Source organism: Streptomyces fradiae, from assembly GCF_041270065.1.
GTDB lineage: Bacteria > Actinomycetota > Actinomycetes > Streptomycetales > Streptomycetaceae > Streptomyces.
In genome coordinates, this window is sequence record NZ_CP065958.1 from 4,749,853 (window position 1) to 4,769,710 (window position 19,858).

General features: G+C 69.7%; 21 protein-coding genes. 9 read left to right on the plus strand and 12 right to left on the minus strand.

Annotated features, from left to right (window positions below; genetic code table 11):
• Positions 1-49: 49 nt before the first annotated feature.
• The 5 genes from JAO84_RS21850 to JAO84_RS21870 all read right to left on the minus strand — a co-directional run bounded on the left by JAO84_RS21850 (position 50) and on the right by JAO84_RS21870 (position 4,814).
• On the minus strand, positions 50-973 hold the full coding sequence (locus tag JAO84_RS21850) for a phage tail domain-containing protein (RefSeq protein ID WP_265864006.1): 924 nt from the start codon (positions 971-973) through the stop codon (positions 50-52).
• Between the two features lie 59 nt (positions 974-1,032).
• On the minus strand, positions 1,033-2,280 hold the full coding sequence (locus JAO84_RS21855; RefSeq protein WP_370414397.1) for a tape-measure protein: 1,248 nt from the start codon (positions 2,278-2,280) through the stop codon (positions 1,033-1,035).
• Positions 2,277-3,479: a phage tail protein gene (locus JAO84_RS21860; RefSeq protein ID WP_370414398.1), complete on the minus strand. Its 1,203-nt coding sequence runs from the start codon at positions 3,477-3,479 to the stop codon at positions 2,277-2,279. Before JAO84_RS21860 ends, JAO84_RS21855 begins: the two co-directional genes overlap by 4 nt.
• A 30-nt stretch (positions 3,480-3,509) precedes the next feature.
• On the minus strand, positions 3,510-4,499 hold the full coding sequence (locus JAO84_RS21865; RefSeq protein ID WP_370414399.1) for a hypothetical protein: 990 nt from the start codon (positions 4,497-4,499) through the stop codon (positions 3,510-3,512).
• 102 nt (positions 4,500-4,601) lie between these two features.
• Positions 4,602-4,814 (minus strand): hypothetical protein, encoded by a 213-nt coding sequence (locus JAO84_RS21870; protein WP_370414400.1) that lies wholly within the window; start codon positions 4,812-4,814, stop codon positions 4,602-4,604.
• A 307-nt stretch (positions 4,815-5,121) separates the two neighbouring features.
• On the opposite strand from JAO84_RS21870, the gene JAO84_RS21875 reads away from it, so the two are divergent.
• Positions 5,122-5,931, plus strand: coding sequence for a hypothetical protein (locus JAO84_RS21875; protein ID WP_370414401.1), 810 nt, complete (start codon positions 5,122-5,124; stop codon positions 5,929-5,931).
• Positions 5,932-5,978: 47 nt separating this feature from the next.
• On the opposite strand, the gene JAO84_RS21880 is transcribed toward JAO84_RS21875, so the two are convergent.
• From JAO84_RS21880 to JAO84_RS21895, 4 genes are all read right to left on the minus strand, one after another.
• Entirely contained in the window at positions 5,979-6,290 is a 312-nt protein-coding gene (locus JAO84_RS21880; protein ID WP_370414402.1) for a hypothetical protein, read from the minus strand.
• 113 nt (positions 6,291-6,403) lie between these two features.
• The gene (locus JAO84_RS21885) at positions 6,404-6,694 is read right to left on the minus strand and encodes a hypothetical protein (protein WP_030687847.1); all 291 of its coding nucleotides are present in this window, start codon (positions 6,692-6,694) and stop codon (positions 6,404-6,406) included.
• Positions 6,695-6,779: 85 nt separating this feature from the next.
• Positions 6,780-7,388: a phage tail protein gene (locus tag JAO84_RS21890; RefSeq protein ID WP_370414403.1), complete on the minus strand. Its 609-nt coding sequence runs from the start codon at positions 7,386-7,388 to the stop codon at positions 6,780-6,782.
• 203 nt (positions 7,389-7,591) lie between these two features.
• Positions 7,592-8,002: a hypothetical protein gene (locus JAO84_RS21895; RefSeq protein ID WP_265864015.1), complete on the minus strand. Its 411-nt coding sequence runs from the start codon at positions 8,000-8,002 to the stop codon at positions 7,592-7,594.
• Positions 8,003-8,339: 337 nt separating this feature from the next.
• On the opposite strand from JAO84_RS21895, the gene JAO84_RS21900 reads away from it, so the two are divergent.
• Positions 8,340-9,194: a hypothetical protein gene (locus tag JAO84_RS21900; RefSeq protein ID WP_370414404.1), complete on the plus strand. Its 855-nt coding sequence runs from the start codon at positions 8,340-8,342 to the stop codon at positions 9,192-9,194.
• A gap of 75 nt (positions 9,195-9,269) precedes the next feature.
• Here the strand turns inward: JAO84_RS21900 and JAO84_RS21905 are convergent, their stop codons facing one another.
• Genes JAO84_RS21905 through JAO84_RS21915 form a run of 3 tightly spaced genes read right to left on the minus strand, consistent with a single transcriptional unit; the run spans position 9,270 to position 10,586 of the window.
• Positions 9,270-9,485, minus strand: coding sequence for a hypothetical protein (locus JAO84_RS21905; RefSeq protein ID WP_265864017.1), 216 nt, complete (start codon positions 9,483-9,485; stop codon positions 9,270-9,272).
• Complete coding sequence (locus JAO84_RS21910) at positions 9,479-10,252, minus strand: hypothetical protein (protein WP_370414405.1); 774 nt, start codon at positions 10,250-10,252, stop codon at positions 9,479-9,481. Before JAO84_RS21910 ends, JAO84_RS21905 begins: the two co-directional genes overlap by 7 nt.
• Complete coding sequence (locus tag JAO84_RS21915) at positions 10,245-10,586, minus strand: WhiB family transcriptional regulator (RefSeq protein WP_370414406.1); 342 nt, start codon at positions 10,584-10,586, stop codon at positions 10,245-10,247. Before JAO84_RS21915 ends, JAO84_RS21910 begins: the two co-directional genes overlap by 8 nt.
• A 244-nt stretch (positions 10,587-10,830) precedes the next feature.
• Here JAO84_RS21915 and JAO84_RS21920 point away from each other — a divergent pair, with 244 nt between their 5' ends.
• The 7 genes from JAO84_RS21920 to JAO84_RS21950 all read left to right on the plus strand — a co-directional run bounded on the left by JAO84_RS21920 (position 10,831) and on the right by JAO84_RS21950 (position 19,828).
• Positions 10,831-11,280, plus strand: a complete 450-nt coding sequence (locus JAO84_RS21920; protein ID WP_265864020.1) for a helix-turn-helix transcriptional regulator — start codon at positions 10,831-10,833, stop codon at positions 11,278-11,280.
• Positions 11,281-11,649: 369 nt separating this feature from the next.
• The gene (gene rpsL, locus JAO84_RS21925; protein WP_003948652.1) at positions 11,650-12,021 is read left to right on the plus strand and encodes a 30S ribosomal protein S12; all 372 of its coding nucleotides are present in this window, start codon (positions 11,650-11,652) and stop codon (positions 12,019-12,021) included.
• Positions 12,022-12,023: 2 nt separating this feature from the next.
• Positions 12,024-12,494: a 30S ribosomal protein S7 gene (gene rpsG, locus JAO84_RS21930; protein ID WP_128985143.1), complete on the plus strand. Its 471-nt coding sequence runs from the start codon at positions 12,024-12,026 to the stop codon at positions 12,492-12,494.
• A gap of 39 nt (positions 12,495-12,533) precedes the next feature.
• Positions 12,534-14,660 carry an elongation factor G gene (gene fusA, locus JAO84_RS21935; RefSeq protein WP_265864021.1) on the plus strand — a complete coding sequence of 709 codons (2,127 nt, stop codon included), beginning with the start codon at positions 12,534-12,536 and terminating at the stop codon, positions 14,658-14,660.
• Positions 14,661-14,808: 148 nt separating this feature from the next.
• Entirely contained in the window at positions 14,809-16,002 is a 1,194-nt protein-coding gene (gene tuf / locus JAO84_RS21940) for an elongation factor Tu (RefSeq protein ID WP_265864022.1), read from the plus strand.
• 205 nt (positions 16,003-16,207) lie between these two features.
• Positions 16,208-17,011 (plus strand): NshR/TsnR family 23S rRNA methyltransferase, encoded by an 804-nt coding sequence (gene nshR / locus JAO84_RS21945; protein WP_370414407.1) that lies wholly within the window; start codon positions 16,208-16,210, stop codon positions 17,009-17,011.
• Positions 17,012-17,143: 132 nt separating this feature from the next.
• Positions 17,144-19,828 (plus strand): peptidoglycan recognition protein, encoded by a 2,685-nt coding sequence (locus JAO84_RS21950; protein ID WP_370414408.1) that lies wholly within the window; start codon positions 17,144-17,146, stop codon positions 19,826-19,828.
• The last annotated feature ends 30 nt before the right edge of the window (positions 19,829-19,858 follow it).

The window sequence follows — 19,858 nt, forward strand, 5'->3', positions numbered from 1 at the left end:
GGGGACGGGAGTTACGGGGTCTGCTGCTGGGTCTGTCGCTGGGTCCGGGTCACCACTCGGCGCTGCGCCAGTGGACGCTCATCACGGCCTCCGGGGCCGCCGAGTCGGGGCGGAAGGACAGCTCGCTGCGCCCGGGTTCGAGCGTGAACAGCTCCTCCGGGCTGGAGTCGGCCATCGCGGTGTGCCGGCGGGAGGCGGTGTTGTTGAGCGTCACCGTGCCGTTGGCGGTGTCGACGGTCAGCTGGTCGCCGGCGGCCAGGTCGATCGCGTACCGCAGCCGGCGCCGGCTGGTGCGGTCCGTGATGCTCGGCATCGAGCAGGGGCCGCGGAAGACGATCACCGGGTGGGTGGCCGCCGAGCCGGTGTTCTCGGCGACGGCGTCGCCGGTGGAGGTGGCCTGCCCCCAGTCGAGCGGCCAGGTCAGCGGCCAGGTCAGCCCGCTCTCGGGCTGCGGGGCGCCGGTGGAGACGGACTGCTCGTTGACGGCGTAGCGGCGCGGGTCGGAGGCCAGCCACTGGATGGACATCCGGGAGCTGCCCTGAGTGGCGAAGCCCTGGTCGGCCGGGACGACCCGCTGGGCGATCCGGGCGCGTACGGCGAGGAGTTCGCCGTGCAGCCGGACGGTGAGCCAGCGCTCCTCGTCGAGCAGCGCGAGGGCCTGGCGCAGCGCGCGCAGCGCCTCGGGCAGGCCGTCATACTCCGGCGCCAGCACGATGGTGCCGCCGACCTTGCGCGGCTTGGCGTAGCGGGAGCCCGGCCAGGCGCCGTGCGAGGTGGGCCGCTCGGCGTCGGAGGAGTCGTACTCGGGCAGGTCCTCCCAGCCCTGGAGCCCGGTCCGGTCGACGGCGAACGGCGTACCGGGCCCGATGAGCAGCCCGGCCCACTGGATCTGCCCGTCCTGGGTGATCAGCGAGCCGGGCGCGAGGTCGGCGGTGAAGGTGTTTCCGGCATATGCGGTGGTGGTCTCGGCCATGGGGCCGTCACCTCACTTCTGCGGGGCGGGTGTTGGTGTGCTGGGCTTCTGCAGCGGGCTCAGCAGTGGGCGCCGGCGAGGAACAGCAGGTCCTCGGCGGTCGAACGGGGGCCGGCCCCCGGGTCCTCGTGGAAGTCCCGGATGCGGTGCGGCGGCCGCGGCGCCTCGGTGACCGCCGGGACCCGGCGGGCCTCCAGGACGGTGAGCGGGTCGATGCGCGGCGCGGAGTCGGCGCCGGGGAAGACGACACCGCCCTCGGCGAGCATCGGGATCTTGTCGATGTCGACGCCGAACTTCTTGCCGAGGATGTTGATGCTCAGCTTGTTGAGGCCGTCGATGATCCAGTTGGCGAAGGCGATGAGACCGTTGATCGGTCCCTTGACGACGCCGAGCACCGCGCTCAGGGCGCCCTTGATGAGGTCGCCCATACCGCGCAGCGCCTTGCCGACGGCGTCCTTCGCATGCCGGAAGAAGCCCGGGATCTTGTCCGTGATGAAGCTCAGGACCGGCTTCACCGCGCTCTTGATCGCGCCCATGGTGCGCGACGCGATCCCGCGCATGGCACCGGCGGCGGAGGAGACGGCACTGCCGATCTTCCTGATGCCGTCGATCGCCGAGCCGATGCCCTTGAGCGCGGCCTTGAACAGGGCGAGGTACGCCTTGACGTACGCCCCGACGGCCGTGCCGATGAGCTTGATGATCGGCTGCAGGAACTTCCAGACGGACTGGAAGCCCTTCAGCACCGCCTGGAAGACCTGCTTCATGATCTTCTGGCCGGTCTCGGTCTGCATCGCGTACTCGATGAGCCAGGCGGCGACGGGCACGAGGATGCCGACGAGGAAGCCGATCGGGTTGGCGCGCATCGCGAGGTTGACGCCGGTCATGGCGACGGAGGCGACGGTCATGATCGTGCCGTACGTGTCCATCAGCTTGGTGATGGTGTCGGTGATCGGGATCAGCGGCGCGAGGATCGCCAGGATCCCGCCGATCGCGGGCCCGAACTTCCCCGCGGCCGTACGGGCCTTGCCGGCGGCGGTGCCCAGCTTCTTGACACCGGCGCCGGCCTTGGACCGCTGGATCTTCCGGACGGCGCCGGCGGTGCCGGAGGCGGTGGAGCCGAGGGTGCGGACGGAGGTGCCGGCGGTGCGGATGCCGGTGGCGAGCTTCGCCATGTTCCCGGCCGCCTTCTGGACGTCACCCTTGAGCCGCTGGAGTGTGCCGCCGGCACCGTCCGCGCCCCGCCTGAGCGAGCCCATCACCGGAGTGACGCGCCCGAACGCCGGCATGCGGATGGCGGCGGCACTCATCCGCGTGCCTTCGCCAGGTACATCAGCGCGTCCGCCGTGGACTGCGGGTCACTGCCCCGGGCCGCGTGGTAGTGCTCGATGTGCAGTCCGGCGCCGGTGCCCCGGCCGCCCTGCATCTGCGCCGACATGCGGGCGCGGCGGGCGGTGAGGGCGAGCAGCCGGTCCAGCTTGGAGAGCGGCAGGACGGCCTCGGCCTCGCCGGCCTCGGCGAGGATCGCCGGGACACCGCCGGAGCGCGGCATGACGACACCACCGGTGGCGAGCATCGGGATGGTCGGGATGTTCACGCCGAAGGTCTTGCCGCCGACGATCGGCACCCAGCCGGGGACGCTGACCTTGACGCCGTTGACGGCGCGGATCATCCGGTTGATCAGGCCGATGACGGCGTTGATCGGGCCGGACACACCGCTCTTGATGCCGTTGAACGCCCGGGTCGCGATGTCCTTGAGGCCGTTCCAGATGGACGACATCTTGTCCTTGACGGCCCGGAAGGCGTTCGGGATCGCCGTCTTGATCCAGTTGACCACCGGGGTGATGACGGCCTTGATGCCGTTCCAGACGGTGCGGATCACCGTCTTGATCGCGTTCATGACCGTGGTGATGACCGTCTTCCAGATCTTCACGTAGGTCTTGATGACGGTGGCGACCGCCTTGACGACGGTGGAGACGGCCTTCTTGATGCCGTTCCACACCGTCTTGATCAGGGCGCCGGCCTTCTTCATGATCGGGCCGATGGCCTTCATGACCGAGCTGATCACGGTCTTGATGGCGTCGAAGGCCTTCTTCAGGATCTTCTGCATCGTCTTCGACTGCAGGGCCATGTCGACGATCTTCTCGATCAGCGGCATGAAGAGGTCGATGAGCCGAGCGAGGAAATTGCCCTTCATCGACTTGTTGAGCTTGTCCTGGCCCTTGGACGCCTTGCCGGCGCCGGACTCGTACTTGCCGAGCTTCTTTCCGGCGGACTCGGCGGTCTTGCCGGCCTTCGACATGGCCTTCTCGGCGTTGTCCGAGGCCGTCTTGAGGTTCTTCAGCTGGGTGTTGGAGCCCTGGGCGTTGGTCTTGAGGGTCTTGAGCTGCCCGGAGGCGGACTTTCCGGCGTCGCCGACCTTCTTGACCGAGGTGCCGGCGCCGGATGCCTGGGTCTTGAGGTTGCGCAGACCGTCGGACGCGCCCTTGAGGGACTTGACGAGAGACATGGGTTTACCTCCTTTCGGGGTGGGGTGGGGTCAGGCGGAGGACGCGGCGCCGATCTCCTGGTCGAGGGACTGGATCGTGCCCCTGAGCGACTCGAACTTCGTGCGGAGAGTGCCGGTCGCCGTGGCGAGTTCGCCCATCTTTGTGGCCAGGCCGTCGACCTTGTTCGCCTTGGGGAGGTTCTTCGGGTCGAAGCCCTCCATGGCGTCCTTGAGCTTGCCGGTGGCCTTGGCGACCTTCTCGACTTCCCGGGGCTTGAGGCCGTCCATGGCGTCCTTGATCTTCTGGATGCCCTTGGCGATCGGGGTCATGTTCGTGTGGTCGACGCCGACGATGGCCTCGGCGACGCGCTTGATGCCCTCTCCCGCCTTCTTGGCCGCGCGCTCGCTCGGCAGCTTGCGGAAGTTGGTGGTGAAGTCGGGGGCGTGCCGGTTGAACGTCTCGAGGTGCGGGTTCAGCTGGCTGAGCTGGCTGCGCAGGTTGTCGAAGTTCGCATTCTGCGGGAGGGCGGCCAGACCACCGCCGGCGGCGTCCTCGCGGTTCTCGACGTCGGTCCGGTTCTGCCGGGTGATGCTCATGCCGTCGGCTGAGGTGGCCCGGATCTGGCGGTTGGGATCGATGCTCCGGGTGCTGAAGTCGAACTGCTGGAGGTCCCGCTGGAGCTTCACGATCCTGTTGGTCAGGATGACGCCGATCGCCGGGATGATGAGGCCTACGGCCGCCGAGGCGAAGTACGGGATGTACGTCCAGAAGCCCTCCTTCTCGTTGATGAGCTTCTCGAGCCCGGCGGCGAAGCCGTTGAATCCGGCGGCCTCCAGCCACTCCACGACGGGAGCCTTCGTCACCTCCTTGTGGATGTCGGCGATGTCTGACTTCATCGAGGTCAGCGTCGTCTCGATGGAGTCCATCTTTGTGTTGACCAGGACGGCCGACACGCTCTTGCCGATCTGGGCCTGGGCGATCAGCGTCTTGATCTCGGCGATGCGTGTGGCGAGTACTTCGTGCGAGGGTTCGTCTGCCATGGACTGCTCCGCTTCCGGCCCGTCAGGGCCAAGCGCCGAAAAGCCCCTGCCGCGAGGGATCTCGGCAGGGGCTCGTGCGTAGGGGCAAAGGCGGTCGGGCGGCTAGGCGTCGTCGTCCCGGCGGGCGCCGCGGCGCGTGGTCGCGAGCGCGTCGTTCCAGCCGGCCGCGTAGGCGACCGCCTCGCGGCGGTTGACCTCGGCGTAGAGCGTGCCGAGCAGCGCTCTCTTGTCGAGCGCGGCGGGTCCGTTCAGGAGCTGGGCGAGGCGGTCCTGGAGCGGGATGTGCGGTCGCGATGCCTCGGCCTGCTGGGTCATGGACGCCTGCCTTCCGGTTGCTTGCCCGTGCGTGCGTGGCGGCGCCGCGGAGTGAGGCGGGGGCACCACGTTTTCGAACTACTGTGCGAACAGATTGTGGAACACCTGTTCGAGGTTTGTCGAGCCGTAAACCCCTGACGGCGTGTCTTCTCGCCCGGTCCCCCCTGGGGTTGGTCCTTGATAGGGGCTGGTGTTCGACCGGGTACTCTGGAGGGCGCGCTCCCCGGACCTGACACAGTTCAGGGGTGCGACGGGGCGCGAGGGGCGCGCGGGGGAACCCCAGGGGGTTGGAAGGCAGTGTTGACGCATGGACACGGAGCCGGGCGGTAACCGGCGGGAGCGGGTCATCGACTGGCTCGAATCCCATCCGGATCTGCCTCATCTCTTCGCGCGGCTCGCCGAGCTCGTCCACGTCGCCGGCTACGCCCCCGAGGACCTGGTCGTGCTGCCCCGCGCCGAGGTGGACCGCCGCGAGACCGCCGCGTTCACCGCAGGGTGGGCCGAGGCCGTCTCCGACGAACTCCCGCGCATACGGCGGGAGTACGAGAAGCGCGTGGCCGACGCGTACGCCCAGGGGCAGGGCGACGCGCGCGGCATCCGCCGGCCCCAGCGCCGTACCGACGCGCACGCGCCGGACGGGGCCGGGGCCCGGGTCATCCCGCTGCCCTTCGCCCGGCTGCTCGAACCGCCGGCCGCGGTGGTGCAGGCCGAGGAACGGGTACGCCGGGAGCGCGAGCTGTTCGAGCAGCGGTCCGAGCCCGGGCCGGAGGCGGGGCCAGGGCTGGAGCCGGGGCCGGACCTCGTAGCCGTACCCCCGCCCGTACCCGTACCGGACGCGGAACCGGATCCCGAAACCGAGCCCGACACCGGCACCGAGCCCGAGCCCGAGCCCGGGCCCGAGGCGGACCAGGGCCGCACCCGGCGGAACGCCCAGCCCGTCCGCAAGGTCGTACGGGGCAAGGGCGGGCGGCCCATCGTGCCGCCGCTCGACAACGTGCCCGCGCAGGACGCGCGCGCGGGCGCGCGGGGGCGCCGGCTCTCCGAGCGGGCCAGGGCCCTGGAGGAGGAACTGGCCGCCGAGCGAGCACGGGAAGCGCCCCCGGAGCCCGCTCCCTGACGGGAACGGGCTCCGGGGGCCGTGGGGGGCGTGACGCCAGGGCGGTGTCAGCCGAAGAAACGGGCGAGCGCGAGCGGCGAGATCGCCTCCTCGGCGCCCCCGTCCGCCGCGGAACCGCCCGACCCCTCGCCGTCCGCGTCCGCGTCCTCGTCCTTGACGCCCGGACGCGGAACCGGCTTGGGGAAATCGGGCTGATCGTCGTCCTCGCCGGAGTTGACGCACTGGAACATCCAGTTGGCGACGGCCAGATGGTCCACCGCCGCGGCGAGCAGATGATCGGAGAGAGACCACTCCGCCGCCTCCCCGTGCAGCTCGCGCTGCACGGCACAGTCGTGCGGAAGGTTCTTGACCAGCACCATCAGGCGCCGGCTGGACAGCTCCCCGCGATACCAGTCGAGGAGATCGACCCGGTAGTAGCGGAGCAGGTCCGCCTCAAGGGCCTCGGCGTGTTCGTCGACGAACTCGACGAGGCTCAGTCTTCCCCCAGGCCGAGCCCGGTCTCCTTGCCGTAGGCCTCCAGGATCGCGGCGATGTCCTGCATCGTGAGGTCGTGCTCCTCGAAGCGGACGTACTGCTCCTCACCCATCAGGAGTTCGAGCAGACCGTCCACGTCGTTGTCGTCGAGCTTGCGCAGGGCCTTGGCGGTCTTGCGGGACAGCTCGGTCGGGAGCGTGTAGGACTCGCCGTCCAGCTCGAAGGACCAGGTGCGGCCGTGGGCCTCCAGTCGCTGGGCGCGAGCGGCGTTGACGTCGAAACGGGCCATGGTGTGCGTACTCCTGTGTTCGAAGGGGTGAAGAGAGGAGGGGGTGGGGCGGGACGGCGGTGTGCCGTCCCGCCCCGGGGGTGGATCAGGCCGCGTAGCTGGTGTCCTTCATGTGGAAGGTGGCCAGCGGCTGGCCGGCGCCGTTCGACATGGCCGTGAAGGTGATGCCCAGGGTGGACGCCGCCTTGCGGGCCAGCTTGATGTCGTCGGTGGCGGTCACCTGGCCGCGCGGGATGATGAAGCGGTACGTGACCGCGACGTTGCCGGTGGCGCCGGCCTTGGCGTCGGTGAACTCCAGGCCGAGGGCGCGCACGTCCGCGAACGGACGCTCGGAGATCTCGTACTTGTAGGAGTCCGCCGGCGTGCCGTCGGCCTCGACCTTGCCGCCGCCCATGAAGAGCTTCAGGGTGTCCTCGTTGAACTGGAGCAGGGAGAACTTCAGCGAGAGGTCACGGGCCGAGTAGATGTAGTGCACCGGGGAGACCGACTGCCACGAGTCGATGGGCTCCAGCTTGTCCTTCTTGGAGAAGGTGACGCCGTCACCGGTCGTGTAGCCCAGGTTCGTCCAGCCGGTGCCCCAGTCGGTGTCGGCCGGCTCGGCGGTGCCGAAGACCGGGGCGGTGGCGCCGACGGCACCGATGTAGAGCTTGCCGGTACCGGCGACGCGGATCTCGGCGGAGTTGTTTCCTGCCATGGTGGGTCTTCTCCTTGATGAGAGGGGTGGGGGCGCCGCCCCGGTCCGGAGGGCTTCCGGGGGCCGGGTACGGCAAAGGCCCCGCCGGACGGTCCGGCGAGGCCTGGTCTGTGGGGTGCGCGCGGTGGGCGCGGGCGACCGCTGTGCGGGTGGCCCTTGCGCGGGCGACCCTGACGCGGGTCGCCCCGACGCACCTGGTTCTTCTACGGGTTGACGGTCAGGGAGACCTGGATGACGACCAGGTAGCGGTTGGCGCCGCGGTAGAGGTAGTCGGGCATCCAGCGCGGCCCGTCCATCTCCTCCACGTCCTGGACGAGGCTGTTGCCGAGCGGCTTGCCGATCTTGTCGAGCAGCGCCTTGCGGGCGGCGTTGGCGAGGAGGTGCGCGGCGGGCTTCGTCGCCGCGTACACCTCGAACTCGACCAGCGGCTTGTCCAGGTGCAGATCGCCGATCCAGGCGCCGCCGCGGCGGTTGACCAGGACGGCGCTCTGCGTGCCGTCGAAGCCGGCGGGGGCCTGGGCGGCGACCGTGACGCCGGCCAGCGCCGGGTCGGCCTTGAGGACGTCGACGACCAGCTTCTCGACGTCCGGGAACGCACTCGGGGGAGTGGTCATGACGGTGCTCCTCAGGAGACGGGGGCGTGGTGGCGGGTGGTGCGGGTGGTGCGGGTGGTACGGGGGCCGCCCGGGGCGCTCGACGCGGGGAAGGGGGCGGGGGCGCGGAGCGCACCCGGACGGCGGACGGCGGAGCTGCGGCCCGTCTCGCGGGCACAGCTCCGCCGCTGCACCAACTGTGACAGACGAGCGTGCGCGCACGCAACTAGTTCGGTGATCGATTTCCGGGTCGGTCGGTGGAGGATCCGGCACACCCGTCCTGACCTGGGAGAACGCTCTTCCGGGAGCGGGCGCCGCCCGATAGGTTGGGCTCCCCGAACCCGAGGAGGAGCCGCCCGTGTCCGCCGCCCCCGCCGCGCCCGCCGCCCGTCCCCGTCTCCTCTACGTCACCGACCTCGCCTATCCGGCCCGCGGCCGCCGCTACTGCGACGAGGACATCGCCCTCACCGCCCGGCTGCGCGAGCGCTTCGACATCGCGCTCTGCCACCCGCGCGACGCCGCCGCGCTCATGGAGCCGTTCGACGCGGTCGTCGTCCGCAACAGCGGACCCGTGCTGCACTACCAGGAGGCGTACGACGCCTTCCGCGCCCGGGCCCGCGCGCTCGGCACCCGCGTCTACAACCCGCTGCACGGACGCGGCGACATGGCCGGCAAGCAGTACCTGCTCGACCTCACCGCCGCCGGACTCCCCGTCATCCCCACCGTCGACCGCCCCGCCGACCTCGACCGGCTCCCCGAGGCGGCGCGCTACGCCGTCAAGCCCAAGGCCGGCGCCGACTCCATAGGCCTGCGCTTCCTCCCGTACGAGGAACTCGCCGGACTCGACTACACCGAGGGCGCCGGGCTCCTCGTCCAGCCGCGGATCGACTTCCGCTACGAGGTCTCCTTCTACTTCGTGGACGACCGCTTCCAGTACGCCCTCCACGCCCCGGACCCCGAGCAGCGCTGGGTCCTTGAGCCGTACGAGCCCACGGCCGCCGACCTCGACTTCGCGCGCCGCTTCATCGCCTGGAACACCCTCGACCACGGCATCCAGCGCGTCGACGCCTGCCGCGCCCCCGACGGCGGGCTGCTCCTCGTCGAGCTGGAGGACCTCAACCCGTATCTCTCCCTCGACCGGGTGTCCGAGGACGTCCGGGACCGCTTCGTCGACGCGATGGCCGACTCGCTCGACGCCTTCCTGAAGGCATGAGCGAGGCATAGCGAGGCATGACGAAGGGCCCCGTGTCTCGGTGAGACACGGGGCCCTGTACCTGAATGATGTGCGTCAGGCCGTACGGGGCTTCCGCCGGGCCGCGCGTTCCGCCGCGAAGACGTCCTCCAGGCGGAACAGCTGGGCGCGGCCCGCTTTGCCCGCGGCGCGCAGGTGGCCCAGCTGGACCCACTTGCGGATGGTCGCCGGGGCGACGCCCGCCTCCTCGGCGGCGAGCGGGCCCGGGATCAGGGCGGGGAGGGGGAGGGACAGGGCGGTCGCGCTCAGCATGCGGTCTCCTTGGTGTCGTCCATCGCCGCCTCGATCTCCTCCGGGCGCGCCCCGGAGGCGTCCGCGAGCTCGTCCCACTCCGCCTCCGGCCACAGATGCCGGTAGGCCGGGTCGTCCTGGCAGCCGCAGGCCGGGTCCGTGCACACGCAGGCCGGGTTCACGCACAGCACCGCGCGCCGGTCAGGGAAGGCGCGCAGCGAGACAGAGTCGCACCAGGGGCAGCGGCCGGACACCCGGACCACCGTCTCCGCCTCGCCGAGCGTGCGGGCGCAGCGGCGGGCCATCCGGCGGACCTCGTCCCGTACGTGCCGGGCGAGCACGGGGTGGGCGGCGATCTCGTCGAGCAGGCCCACGACCCGGCGAAGCCGCTCCACCACGCCGGCCCGGCGCGGGCGCGGCTGGGCGAGCCGGGCGCACACCGCCTCCTCCAGCTCCACCACGCCGTCGGTGATGTCGCGGATCGCGTCGGAGATGTGCAGCCGGATCGGCGCGGCGCCGTGGCCGGGGACGGCCAGCCCGTGCCGCTGTTCGAGGAGCAGCGCCTCGCGCCGCTCGGTGCGGATCAGCTCGTCCCGACCCGCGTGGGGCGCGCGCGGCGCACTGCCGGCGGGGGCCCTGCGGCCGGGCGCGAGCTCCTCGGCGAGCTCGGGGAACTGGCGTACGAGGGAGGCGGCCCAGAGCACGATGTCGCGCAGCACCCGCTCGTCGGCGCCGGCGGTCGCGTCCCCGGCGTCCTCCGCGTTTCCCGCGGGCGACTGCTCAGCCACGGGTGCCTCCGGCGGCGGAGCCGGCGAGCGCGGGGGTCAGGGTGGACGCGGCCTCGTCCAGGGCATCGGCCGTGGCGAACTCGGCCGCCGCGCCCCGGCGGGACCGGCGCGGCTTCACCGGGCGTCCGTTGCGCCACAGCCGGCCCGCGCAGACGCCGTCGAACCAGCTCTCGGCGGGGGCGACCGCGGCCTCGCACTCCCGGCTGACGGGGCAGACGGCGCAGGCGCGCAGGGCCGGGGCCGCCTCCTTGCCGCGCCGGGAGAAGACGACGGACGGGGAGAGGCCGGCGCACGCGGCGGCGGCCTGCCATGGGGTGGTGTCGGGCTGGTGCAAGGGTGGTCTCCACGTTCCGGGCCCCGCTGCCCCTGGGGCCGGTGGGGCCCTTGGGACTCGTGAGGCCGACGAGTGCGGCGCTCAGCAACATAGACATGTTGCGTGCGAGCTCGCAACTACCTATGTGGAGATCCCTTTACCGTTTCGACACGATTGCGCGCCCGAAAGCACGTAATTCCGTGCGCGCAAGCACGCTAAAGTGAGGGGCCCGAAGGGTGGGGGAGTAAAAGGGAGAGCGGTACACATGAGCACTCAAGGGCTCGACGAGTTCGCGGGCTGGGTCGAGGGCCTGATGCGGGCGCGCGGCTACGACATCGACAGCCCCCGCGGCGGCGGGAAGTCCCGGATCGCCGACGAGGCCGGCGTCCATCGCGCGGCCGTGACCCGGCTGCTGCAGCGCCAGAGCATGCCCGACCTGGAGACCATGCGCAGGATCGCCCCGCTCCTCGGGGTCTCCGTCCGCGACATGCTCATCCGGTCCGGCCGGGTGACCCCGGAGGAGCTGCCGCTCGCGGCGGACCTGCTGCCGCCGGGCGACTGGCAGCCGACCATGGAGGACTTCGCGCGCTGGCTCGGCGTCCCCGACGAGCGGATGGACGTCTTCGTCAAGGTCGTCCACCAGTTCCTGGAGCCCGAGCCCGAGACCGGCGAGACCCGGCCCGCGGGCGAGGCCCGCCGCGCCGCCCAGGACTGAACCGGCCGGGTGCGGTCGCGGTCCCGCCCGCCGACCCCGACTCCGATCGCACCCTCCGCCCGCGCCGCCGGCGCTGCCCGCACCGCCCGCACCGCCCGTGCCGGTCGCACCCGCGACCGCCGGGCGGCTCCGCGCGTGGGCATTTGTTTTGACCGGAGTCCATGCGATAGGTACGCTCAAGCCTTGTGCCTGGGGTGTGCCCGGAGTCGTGTGCGTGTCCTCAACCGCACCGGATCCGAGACCGGCCACCGCAATCAGCGCCCCTTTCCGCCCACGGCGGGGGTCCGCGCGATTCGACACACCCGACCGCGTGGGTCGGCGACGTTCCAGGTTAGTTGTACCGAACGGCACACAGAAACCGGAGAAGTAGTGCCTACGATCCAGCAGCTGGTCCGCAAGGGCCGGCAGGACAAGGTCGAGAAGAACAAGACGCCCGCACTCGAGGGTTCGCCTCAGCGCCGCGGCGTCTGCACGCGTGTGTTCACGACCACCCCGAAGAAGCCGAACTCGGCCCTCCGTAAGGTCGCGCGTGTGCGTCTGACCAGCGGCATCGAGGTCACGGCCTACATTCCGGGTGAGGGACACAACCTGCAGGAGCACTCCATCGTGCTCGTGCGTGGTGGCCGTGTGAAGGACCTGCCGGGTGTTCGTTACAAGATCATCCGCGGTTCGCTTGACACCCAGGGTGTCAAGAACCGCAAGCAGGCTCGCAGCCGCTACGGCGCCAAGAAGGAGAAGTAAGAATGCCTCGTAAGGGCCCCGCCCCGAAGCGCCCGGTCATCATCGACCCGGTCTACAACTCTCCTCTTGTCACCTCGCTGATCAACAAGATCCTGCTGGACGGCAAGCGCTCCACCGCCGAGCGCATCGTCTACGGCGCCATGGAAGGCCTCCGCGAGAAGACCGGTGCTGACCCGGTCGTCACGCTGAAGCGCGCGCTGGAGAACGTCAAGCCGTCCCTCGAGGTCAAGTCCCGCCGTGTCGGTGGCGCCACCTACCAGGTGCCGATCGAGGTCAAGCCCGGTCGCGCGTCCACCCTGGCGCTGCGCTGGCTGGTCGGCTACTCCCGCGCCCGTCGCGAGAAGACCATGACCGAGCGCCTCATGAACGAGCTCCTCGACGCCTCGAACGGCCTCGGTGCTTCGGTCAAGAAGCGCGAGGACACGCACAAGATGGCCGAGTCCAACAAGGCCTTCGCGCACTACCGCTGGTAGTCGCAACCCACATCGAGACCGAGAGAAGACTGAAGCCTTATGGCTACCACTTCGCTTGACCTGGCCAAGGTGCGCAACATCGGCATCATGGCCCACATCGACGCGGGCAAGACGACCACCACCGAGCGGATCCTGTTCTACACCGGTGTCTCGTACAAGATCGGTGAAGTCCACGACGGCGCTGCCACGATGGACTGGATGGAGCAGGAGCAGGAGCGCGGCATCACCATCACGTCCGCCGCGACGACCTGCCACTGGCCGCTCGAGGACGTCGATCACACGATCAACATCATCGACACGCCGGGTCACGTCGACTTCACCGTCGAGGTGGAGCGTTCGCTGCGCGTGCTCGACGGTGCTGTGACGGTGTTCGACGGCGTGGCCGGCGTCGAGCCGCAGTCCGAGACCGTCTGGCGTCAGGCGGACCGCTACGGCGTTCCGCGCATCTGCTTCGTCAACAAGCTCGACCGCACCGGCGCCGAGTTCTTCCGCTGCGTCAACATGATCGAGGAGCGCCTCGGCGCCGTCCCGATCGTGATGCAGCTCCCGATCGGTGCCGAGGCCGACTTCCAGGGCGTCGTCGACCTCGTCCGCATGAAGGCCCTCGTCTGGTCCGCCGAGGCCAGCAAGGGTGAGATGTACGACGTCGTCGACATCCCCGACACCCACACCGAGCTCGCCGAGGAGTACCGCGGCAAGCTGGTCGAGGTCGTCGCGGAGAACGACGACGCGATGATGGAACTCTTCCTCGAGGGCACCGAGCCCACCGAGGAGCAGCTGTACGAGGCCATCCGCCGCATCACGCTCAAGTCCGGCAACCCGGAGAACACCACGGTCACCCCGGTGTTCTGCGGCACCGCGTTCAAGAACAAGGGCGTCCAGCCCCTGCTCGACGCGGTCGTGCGCTACCTCCCCTCCCCGCTCGACATCGAGGCCATCGAGGGCCACGCGGTCGGCAACCCGGAGGAGGTCGTCAAGCGCAAGCCGTCCGACGAAGAGCCGCTGTCGGCGCTCGCGTTCAAGATCATGAGCGACCCGCACCTGGGCAAGCTCACCTTCGTCCGCGTGTACTCCGGCCGCCTCGAGTCCGGTTCCTCTGTCCTCAACTCCGTTAAGGGCAAGAAGGAGCGCATCGGCAAGATCTACCGCATGCACGCGAACAAGCGTGAGGAGATCGCGTCGGTGGGCGCCGGCGACATCATCGCCGTGATGGGTCTCAAGCAGACCACCACCGGTGAGACGCTCTGTGACGACAAGGCCCCGGTCATCCTGGAGTCCATGGACTTCCCGGCCCCGGTCATCCAGGTCGCCATCGAGCCGAAGTCCAAGGGCGACCAGGAGAAGCTGGGTGTCGCCATCCAGCGTCTCGCGGAGGAGGACCCCTCCTTCCAGGTCCACTCGGACGAGGAGACCGGCCAGACCATCATCGGCGGTATGGGCGAGCTGCACCTCGAGGTGCTGGTCGACCGCATGCGCCGTGAGTTCAAGGTCGAGGCCAACGTCGGCAAGCCGCAGGTGGCCTACCGCGAGACGATCCGCAAGGCCGTCGAGCGCGTGGACTACACGCACAAGAAGCAGACCGGTGGTACGGGTCAGTTCGCCAAGGTCCAGATCGGCATCGAGCCGATCGAGGGCGGCGAGGCCTCGTACGAGTTCGTGAACAAGGTCACCGGTGGCCGCATCCCGCGCGAGTACATCCCCTCGGTCGACGCGGGTGCGCAGGAGGCCATGCAGTTCGGCATCCTCGCCGGCTACGAGATGACCGGCGTCCGTGTGATCCTGCACGACGGTGCCTACCACGAGGTCGACTCCTCCGAGCTCGCCTTCAAGATCGCCGGCTCGCAGGCCTTCAAGGAGGCCGCGCGCAAGGCTTCGCCCGTGCTCCTCGAGCCGATGATGGCCGTCGAGGTCACCACGCCCGAGGACTACATGGGTGAGGTCGTCGGCGACATCAACTCCCGCCGTGGCCAGATCCAGGCCATGGAGGAGCGTCACGGTGCCCGCATCGTGAAGGGCCTCGTGCCCCTGTCGGAGATGTTCGGCTACGTCGGCGACCTCCGCAGCAAGACCTCGGGTCGCGCAAGCTACTCGATGCAGTTCGACTCCTACGCCGAGGTTCCGCGGAACGTCGCCGAGGAGATCATCGCGAAGGCCAAGGGCGAGTAACGCACCGCGTTCACACGCTTTAGGCTTGACACCGACCACCGGGGGTCGGACCCGACAAGGGAATGACCCCCGGCGGACGGCACCCCAGCAAAGATCACCTGGCGCCGATGAACCAAGGCGTACAGAACCACTCCACAGGAGGACCCCAGTGGCGAAGGCGAAGTTCGAGCGGACTAAGCCGCACGTCAACATCGGCACCATCGGTCACATCGACCACGGTAAGACGACCCTCACGGCCGCCATTACCAAGGTGCTGCACGACGCGTACCCGGACCTGAACGAGGCCTCGGCCTTCGACCAGATCGACAAGGCTCCCGAGGAGCGCCAGCGCGGTATCACGATCTCGATCGCGCACGTCGAGTACCAGACCGAGCAGCGTCACTACGCCCACGTCGACTGCCCGGGTCACGCGGACTACATCAAGAACATGATCACCGGTGCCGCGCAGATGGACGGCGCCATCCTCGTGGTCGCCGCCACCGACGGCCCGATGCCGCAGACCAAGGAGCACGTGCTCCTGGCCCGCCAGGTCGGCGTTCCGTACATCGTCGTCGCCCTGAACAAGGCCGACATGGTGGACGACGAGGAGATCCTGGAGCTCGTCGAGCTCGAGGTCCGTGAGCTCCTCACCGAGTACGAGTTCCCGGGCGACGACCTGCCGGTCGTCCGCGTCTCGGCGCTCAAGGCGCTCGAGGGCGACAAGGAGTGGGGCGAGAAGCTCCTCGGCCTCATGAAGGCCGTGGACGAGTCCATCCCGCAGCCCGAGCGTGACGTCGACAAGCCGTTCCTGATGCCGATCGAGGACGTCTTCACGATCACCGGTCGTGGCACCGTCGTCACCGGTCGTATCGAGCGTGGTGTCCTCAAGGTCAACGAGACCGTCGACATCATCGGCATCAAGACCGAGAAGACCACCACCACGGTCACCGGCATCGAGATGTTCCGCAAGCTGCTCGACGAGGGCCAGGCCGGTGAGAACGTCGGTCTGCTCCTCCGTGGCATCAAGCGCGAGGACGTCGAGCGCGGCCAGGTCATCATCAAGCCCGGTTCGGTCACGCCGCACACCGAGTTCGAGGCCCAGGCCTACATCCTGTCGAAGGACGAGGGTGGCCGTCACACCCCGTTCTTCAACAACTACCGCCCGCAGTTCTACTTCCGTACCACGGACGTGACCGGCGTCGTGACCCTCCCCGAGGGCACCGAGATGGTCATGCCGGGCGACAACACCTCCATGAGCGTCGCGCTGATCCAGCCCGTCGCCATGGAGGAGGGCCTCAAGTTCGCCATCCGTGAGGGTGGCCGGACCGTCGGCGCCGGCCAGGTCGTCAAGATCACCAAGTAATTCCACTTGGTAGATCCGGGCTGACCCGGTCGCCCTGACACAGGGCACCTAGCACGAAGCGAAGGGCCCGTACGACGCGAGTCGTACGGGCCCTTCGTCGTACCGTCGTACGGGTCGCCGGTACCGTCGTACGGGTCGCCGCCGGCAGTCGGCGTGTGCCGTCCTGCCCGATTTCGGGCGGTCCGCCCGTGCTAACGTCTCCGCCGTGGCCAGTCTCGACATCATCGAAGAACGTTCCGATCCCGCGGTCCAGCGGATCATCGATGTCACCAAGCACTCGAGGTCCGTCGTCAAGACGGTGCTGATCGAGGACATCGAACCCCTTCTGCAGAGCATCCGCGCCGGAGTCGAGTTCGCCGAGGTCTACGGCCTGGACACCGCGCCGCCGCCGGCCGAGCTCCTCGAAGCCTGCGAGAAGCGCGGCATCCGGGTCCGGCTGCTCGCCTCCGCGCTCGCCAACCAGGTCTTCAAGGCCGAGAAGAAGCCCAAGCTCTTCGGCATCGCCAAGGTGCCGCGGCCCAGCCGCTTCAAGGACCTGGCCGACCGGACCGGCGACGTCATCCTGCTCGACGGCGTGAAGATCGTCGGCAACATCGGTGCCATCGTCCGCACCGCCTTCGCGCTCGGCGCCGCCGGCATCGTGCTCGTCGACAGCGACCTGCCGACCATCGCCGACCGGCGCCTGATCCGGGCCAGCCGGGGTTACGTGTTCTCCCTGCCGATCGTCCTCGCCTCCCGCGACGAGGCGCTGCAGCACCTGCGGGAGAGCGGACTGCGCCCGATGGTCTTCGAGGCCGACGGCGACCACACGGTCGGCGACCTCGGCGCCATCGACGAGCGGATCGTCCTGATGTTCGGCAGCGAGAAGACCGGACCTTCCGGGGCGCTCACGGACATCGCGGCCGAATCGGTGTCGATCCCCATGAACCCGGCTGCGGAGTCGCTCAACGTCTCCGTCTCGGCCGGCATCGCGCTGCACGCGCGGGCCCGCCGCAATCTCGGCGCCTGATCGACGGATCGTCAACTCCACGCCGTAGCAAGCGTTTTCCCATCCCCACCCCCCGTGCGAACGCCTGTCCGACCCCTCGGGTACTGTGCGGTCGGTCAGGTGTCATGACCACGGACTAGGGGTGGGGACAACTTGAGATCGGGACGTCGAGCACGTAGTAAGACGGGGACTCGAATACGCCGTACGGCGATCGGCGCCGCCCTCGCGGGCGCCACGGTCCTCGCCTTCCAGGCGGCGGCGAACGGCGCCGGAGCCGGTGCCGGGAACGACGAGGGGGCCGCGGCCCCCGGTCTGTACAGCAACGCGGCTGCCAAGGGCGCCGCACGCGCGAGCGAACTCCACAAGCTCGCGCTCACCGACAAGGGCAGCGGCGAAGCCGTGCTCTCGCAGCGCTCCACCGAGCCGTTCGGTCTGCTCGGTGTGTCCTGGACGAACCAGAGCGCGAAGATCAAGGGCACCATCGAGGCCCGTACCCGCAGCATCGAGACCGGTGAATGGTCCGACTGGATCGAGCTGGAGCAGCACCCGGCGGGCATGGACGGCCACCGCGCCGGCGCCCCCGGCTCCACCGAGCCGGTCTGGGTCGGCGCCTCCGACGGCGCCGAGGTCCGGATCAGCGACGGCGCCGCCCGCGGCACCCTGCCCGCGGGCCTCAAGCTGAACATGGTCGACCCCGGCGGAGCCGGCGCGGTCGCCAAGAAGAGCGGCGACCTGGACGCGGCCCCGGCCGCCTTCGCCGTCGAGGACCCGCCGACCACGCCGCCGAGCGTGCCCGGCCCGCCGTCCACCGCGCCACAGCCGAAGATCGTCACCCGCGCCGAGTGGGGCGGCCAGGCGATCGAGGACAAGACGCCCGAGCCGCCGCAGTACCTGCCCGGCGGCGCGATCAAGGCCGCCTTCGTCCACCACACGACGAGCGCGGACTACACCTGCGCCCAGTCGGCGACCGTGGTGCGCAGCATCCTCGACTACCACGTGGACGTCGAGAAGTGGCGCGACATCGGCTACAACTTCCTCGTCGACAAGTGCGGCACCGTCTTCGAGGGCCGCAAGGGCGGCATCGACCAGCCGGTGTACGGCGCGCACACCTACGGCTGGAACGCGGAGTCGACCAGCGTCGCCTTCCTCGGTGACTTCACCAACCAGGCCGCGCCGGACGCCGCGCTGGCCTCGGCCTCCAAGGTCATCGCGTACAAGCTCGGCCAGTACGGGGTGAACCCGGCCGGCAAGGCCACGCTGACCGCCGGCGCCACGCAGACCAACTTCTTCGGGCAGTCGTTCACGGCCACGCAGACCTACACGTTCGACGCGGTCTCCGGCCACCGCAACGGCTTCAACACCCAGTGCCCGGGCAACATGCTCTACCCGCAGCTGCCCACCATCCGCAGCTACGCGACCGGTTCCGTCAGCGGTCTGTCGATCACCTCGGTGGCCGGCGGCGCGACGAAGGCCGGCACCGGGTACGAGACGCCCGGCCCGGTCGCGCTGAACTGGACGACGAGCACCGCGAACACGTTCATCGACAAGTTCGAGCTGCTGGTCGACGGGCAGCCGGCCGCCACCACCGCCGGGTCCGCCCGCAGCTGGTCCACCACGCTCACCGGCTACGGCGACCACACCCTCGCCGTGCGCGGCACCCACACCTCCGGCAAGGTCACGACCTCGCCGGCGGTCACCGTGACCGTGCCCGGGCCGAAGACCTTCAAGCCGGTCGCCCCGACCCGCCTGATGGACACCCGCGCCGGTCTCGGCGTGCCCAAGGCCAAGGTCGGTCCCGGCCAGGAGGTCGTCCTCCAGGTCGCCGGCACGAACGGCATCCCCGCCACCGGCGTGGGCGCGGTCGTGCTCAACGTGACCGCGACCAACCCGACCGAGCCCAGCTTCGTCTCGGTCTACCCGAACGGCACCAACCGGTCGAGCGCCTCGAACCTCAACTTCGCGGCCGGCGTCACCATCCCGAACCTGGTGACCGTCCCCGTCGTCGACGGCAAGGTCCGCTTCTACAACAAGAACGGTTCCGTCGACCTGCTCGCCGACATCACCGGCTACTACGTCAAGGACACCACCGGCTCGACCCACCAGAACCTGGGTCCGCTGCGGCTGATGGACACCCGTTCCGGTCTCGGCGTGCCGAAGGCCAAGGTCGGCCCCGGTGGCGTCGCGTCGCTCCAGGTGACCGGCGTCCAGGGCGTCCCGGCCACCGGTGTGACGGCCGTGGTCCTGAACGTGACCGCGACCGCCCCGACGGCGGCCAGCTTCGTGTCCGTCTACCCGAGCGGTACGACCCGGGCGAGCGCGTCGAACCTGAACTTCCTCGCCGGCCAGACGATCCCGAACCTCGTGATCGTCCCGGTGGGCGCGGACGGCAAGGTGAACTTCTACAACAAGTCCGGCTCGGTGGACCTGCTCGCCGACATCACCGGCTACTTCAGCGCCGACACCGCGGGTGCCTCGCACATCAACCTCGGTCCGCTGCGGCTGATGGACACCCGCTCCGGCCTCGGCGTGCCGAAGACCAAGGTCGGCCCCGACGGCGTGGTGTCGCTGCAGATCACCGGCGCCAACGGGGTGCCGGCGAGCGGTGTGACGGCCGTGGTCCTGAACGTGACCGCGACCGCCCCGACGGCCACCAGCTTCGTGTCCGTCTACCCGAGCGGTACGACCCGCGCGAGCGCGTCGAACCTCAACTTCACCGCCGGGCTGACCATCCCGAACCTCGTCGTCGTGCCGGTCGGCGCGGACGGCAAGGTCAGCTTCTACAACAAGTCCGGTTCGGTGGACCTGCTCGCCGACGTCACCGGCTACTTCGTCAAGTGACCTGATTCCAGGCCGCGTTCGGGCCCGTCT

Excerpts from the sequence above, each read along its gene's own strand:
- JAO84_RS21850 (WP_265864006.1), bottom strand. The coding sequence starts at position 973 with ATGGCCGAGACCACCACCGCATATGCCGGAAACACCTTCACCGCCGAC.
- JAO84_RS21855 (WP_370414397.1), bottom strand. The coding sequence starts at position 2,280 with ATGAGTGCCGCCGCCATCCGCATGCCGGCGTTCGGGCGCGTCACTCCG.
- JAO84_RS21860 (WP_370414398.1), bottom strand. The coding sequence starts at position 3,479 with ATGTCTCTCGTCAAGTCCCTCAAGGGCGCGTCCGACGGTCTGCGCAAC.
- JAO84_RS21865 (WP_370414399.1), bottom strand. The coding sequence starts at position 4,499 with ATGGCAGACGAACCCTCGCACGAAGTACTCGCCACACGCATCGCCGAG.
- JAO84_RS21870 (WP_370414400.1), bottom strand. The coding sequence starts at position 4,814 with ATGACCCAGCAGGCCGAGGCATCGCGACCGCACATCCCGCTCCAGGAC.
- JAO84_RS21875 (WP_370414401.1), top strand. The coding sequence starts at position 5,122 with ATGGACACGGAGCCGGGCGGTAACCGGCGGGAGCGGGTCATCGACTGG.
- JAO84_RS21880 (WP_370414402.1), bottom strand. The coding sequence starts at position 6,290 with ATGGTGCTGGTCAAGAACCTTCCGCACGACTGTGCCGTGCAGCGCGAG.
- JAO84_RS21885 (WP_030687847.1), bottom strand. The coding sequence starts at position 6,694 with ATGGCCCGTTTCGACGTCAACGCCGCTCGCGCCCAGCGACTGGAGGCC.
- JAO84_RS21890 (WP_370414403.1), bottom strand. The coding sequence starts at position 7,388 with ATGGCAGGAAACAACTCCGCCGAGATCCGCGTCGCCGGTACCGGCAAG.
- JAO84_RS21895 (WP_265864015.1), bottom strand. The coding sequence starts at position 8,002 with ATGACCACTCCCCCGAGTGCGTTCCCGGACGTCGAGAAGCTGGTCGTC.
- JAO84_RS21905 (WP_265864017.1), bottom strand. The coding sequence starts at position 9,485 with ATGCTGAGCGCGACCGCCCTGTCCCTCCCCCTCCCCGCCCTGATCCCG.
- JAO84_RS21920 (WP_265864020.1), top strand. The coding sequence starts at position 10,831 with ATGAGCACTCAAGGGCTCGACGAGTTCGCGGGCTGGGTCGAGGGCCTG.
- rpsG (WP_128985143.1), top strand. The coding sequence starts at position 12,024 with ATGCCTCGTAAGGGCCCCGCCCCGAAGCGCCCGGTCATCATCGACCCG.
- fusA (WP_265864021.1), top strand. The coding sequence starts at position 12,534 with ATGGCTACCACTTCGCTTGACCTGGCCAAGGTGCGCAACATCGGCATC.